2 protein-coding genes are annotated in these 2,721 nt (G+C 76.6%); both read right to left on the reverse strand.

The features are described 5' to 3' along the window. Positions 1-224: 224 nt before the first annotated feature. A complete protein-coding gene (locus PSR1_RS22785; protein ID WP_059439585.1) occupies positions 225-1,523 on the reverse strand; it encodes an adenylosuccinate synthase in 1,299 nt (432 codons plus the stop codon). 133 nt (positions 1,524-1,656) lie between these two features. Continuing rightward, positions 1,657-2,706 carry an ATP phosphoribosyltransferase regulatory subunit gene (hisZ, locus tag PSR1_RS22790; protein ID WP_059439586.1) on the reverse strand — a complete coding sequence of 350 codons (1,050 nt, stop codon included), beginning with the start codon at positions 2,704-2,706 and terminating at the stop codon, positions 1,657-1,659. Positions 2,707-2,721 lie beyond the last annotated feature (15 nt).

Consider the following 2,721-nt stretch of genomic DNA (forward strand, 5'->3'; position numbering starts at 1 on the left):
GGCGCGGCGCGCACCGCCTGGCGGTAGGCCTCGAGCGCGCCGGCGGCGTCGCCCAGCCGGCGGCGGGCCGCGCCCTGCGCGTCGAGCGCCGCCGCGTGCGCCGACGGCTCGGCGGCGCGCGCGGGCAGCCCGGCGAGGAGCGCGGCCAGCGGGAGGAGGAGGAGTCGGCGCATGCGAGCCGGGCGCCCGCGGCCTGAGCCGGGGCGCCCGCCTGCGGGCGGCGCTCAGCGCGCCAGGAACGGGTTCTCGACCAGGATGGTCTCGCCGCGGTCGGCGCCGACGGAGCAGCCGACGACCTTCACGCCGGCGAGCTCCTCGACCCGCTTCACGTACGCGCGTGCGCGCGGCGGCAGGTCGTCCCAGGTGCGCAGGTGCTCGAGCTTCTCGGTCCAGCCGGGCAGCTCCTCGTACACCGGCGTGCAGCGCTCGATGACCTCGGGGTCGCTCGGCATCTCGTCGAGGACCTTGCCGTCGAGCCGGTACCCGACCGCGATCTTCACCGTCTCGAAGCCGGTGAGGACGTCGAGCTTGGTCATGGCGATGCCGGAGAGCCCGTTCACGCGCACCGCGTAGCGGAGCGCGAGCGCGTCCAGCCAGCCGGTGCGGCGCGGGCGGCCGGTGGTGGCGCCGTACTCGCCGCCGATCTTGCGCAGCCGCTCGCCGGTCTCGTCCTTCAGCTCGGTGGGGTACGGGCCGCCGCCCACGCGCGTGGAGTAGGCCTTGGAGATGCCGAGCACGTAGTCCACCGCGGTGGGCCCGAGGCCGCACCCGACCACCGCGTTCCCGGCCACCGTGTTGGAGCTGGTGACGAACGGGTACGTGCCGTGGTCCACGTCGAGCATGGTGCCCTGGGCGCCCTCGAACAGGAGCGACTTGCCCTGCTGCAGCGCGCGGTGCAGCCAGATGGACACGTCGGTGGCGTAGCCGGCCACGCGGCGGCCCAGCTCGGCGTAGCGCTTCACCAGCGCCGGCTCGTCGAGCTCGAGCTTCGCGCCCAGGCGCGCCAGCTCCTCGCGGGCGAGCGCGGCGCGCTCCTTCACCTTGCGGGCGAGGCGCGCCTCGTCGAGCAGGTCGCGGATGCGCAGCCCGCGGCGGGCCACCTTGTCCTCGTAGGTCGGCCCGATGCCGCGGCCGGTGGTGCCGATCTTGCCCTCGCCCATGGCCTGCTCGCGCGCCACGTCGATGGCCTTGTGCCACGGCATGATCACGTGGGCGTCGAGCGAGACGACGAGCTGGCCGTCGTCCTTCAGCGCGCCCTTCGCCTTCAGCCGGTCGATCTCGAGGACCAGCACCTCGGGATCGATCACCACGCCGTTCCCGATGACGCAGGACTTCCCGGGGTGGAGGATGCCGGAGGGGATGAGGTGGAGGACGGTCTTCTCGCCCCCGACCACCAGCGTGTGCCCGGCGTTGTTCCCGCCCTGGAACCGCACCACCACGTCGGCGTACTGGGTCAGCAGATCGACGATCTTGCCCTTGCCCTCGTCGCCCCACTGGGCTCCGACGACGACCACGTTCGGCATGTTTGGCTCTCCCTGTCGGCGGGCCCACCCGGACGCGGGACGGCTGCCGTCCCGCGCCGCGCACGCGCACCCGTGGACCGGGCGCGGGCGGGACGCGCAGGTGCGACACCTTACCAGCCGCCTCCCGGATCCGCTAGCGCGGACGTGCGCCCGCGCGACCGCCGCGGGCGGACGCGCGCCGCGGCCGGACGCCGCGGCCCCGGCCGTTCGCGCGCTCCAGCGCCTGGGTGGCGAACTCCAGGTCCACCGCGAAGCCGATGGCCGGCCCCGGCCGCCCGAAGCGGGCGAGCAGCCCGTCGTAGCGGCCGCCCCGCGCCACCGCGGCGCCCGCGCCCGGCGCGTAGCCGGCGAAGGTGATGCCGGTGTAGTAGCCGAGGCCGCGCGCCTCGCCGAGGTCCACCGCCACCTCGCGGACGCCGCGCCGCCGCGCGATGCGCAGCGCCGCCTCGGTCTCGGCGAGCGGCGCCGCCGCCTCGGGGACGGCGCGGGCGATGGCGCGCGCCCGGTCGAGCGCGCCGTCGCCGAACAGGCCGGCGAGCTGCGGCACCGCCTCGCGCGCCTCGCCGCTGCCGCGGCCCTTCGCCGCGGCCGCGCCGAGCGCGGCCCGGTCCTTGCGCGAGAGCGCCTCCCACGCCGCCGCCCGGAGGCGCTCCGGCAGCCGCGCCGCCTCCATCACCGCCTCGGCGAAGCGCGCGTGCCCGACCTCGACGCGCGGCGCCTTCAGGCCCACCCGCTCCAGCGACCGCGCCAGCAGCACCAGGGCCTCGGCGTCCGCGGAGGGGCCGCCCGCGCCGAGCAGCTCGACGCCGGCCTGGTAGACCTCGCGCGGCCGGCCCGCCCGCGCCTCGCGCGCCCGGAGCACCGGGCCGTCGTAGCAGAGCCGCGCCGGCGACGGCAGCGCGTCCGGGCGCGCCGCGTACAGCCGGGCGATCTGCGGGGTGATGTCCGGCCGGATGGCGACCACCTCGCCCGAGCCCGGCTCCACGAACTTCATCACGTCGGCGAGCGCCGCGGGCGAGAGCCCCCGCTCCACCACGTCGAGCCGCTCCAGCGTGGGCAGGAACACGCGCCGGTAGCCGAAGCGGGAGAACACGTCGTGGAGCTTGGAGGACAGCTCCGCCAGGTGCGCCGAGTGGTCCGGCAGCAGGTCGCGGAGGCCGGACGGGAGCGAGAGGTCGAGCATCGCGCGCCCGACTCT

The sequence above is a fragment of the Anaeromyxobacter sp. PSR-1 genome, assembly GCF_000964525.1.
Lineage (GTDB): Bacteria > Myxococcota > Myxococcia > Myxococcales > Anaeromyxobacteraceae > Anaeromyxobacter.

What these genes read in the sequence shown, in the direction of transcription:
- PSR1_RS22785 (WP_059439585.1), bottom strand. Translation starts at nt 1,523, where the DNA reads ATGCCGAACGTGGTCGTCGTCGGAGCCCAGTGGGGCGACGAGGGCAAG.
- hisZ (WP_059439586.1), bottom strand. Translation starts at nt 2,706, where the DNA reads ATGCTCGACCTCTCGCTCCCGTCCGGCCTCCGCGACCTGCTGCCGGAC.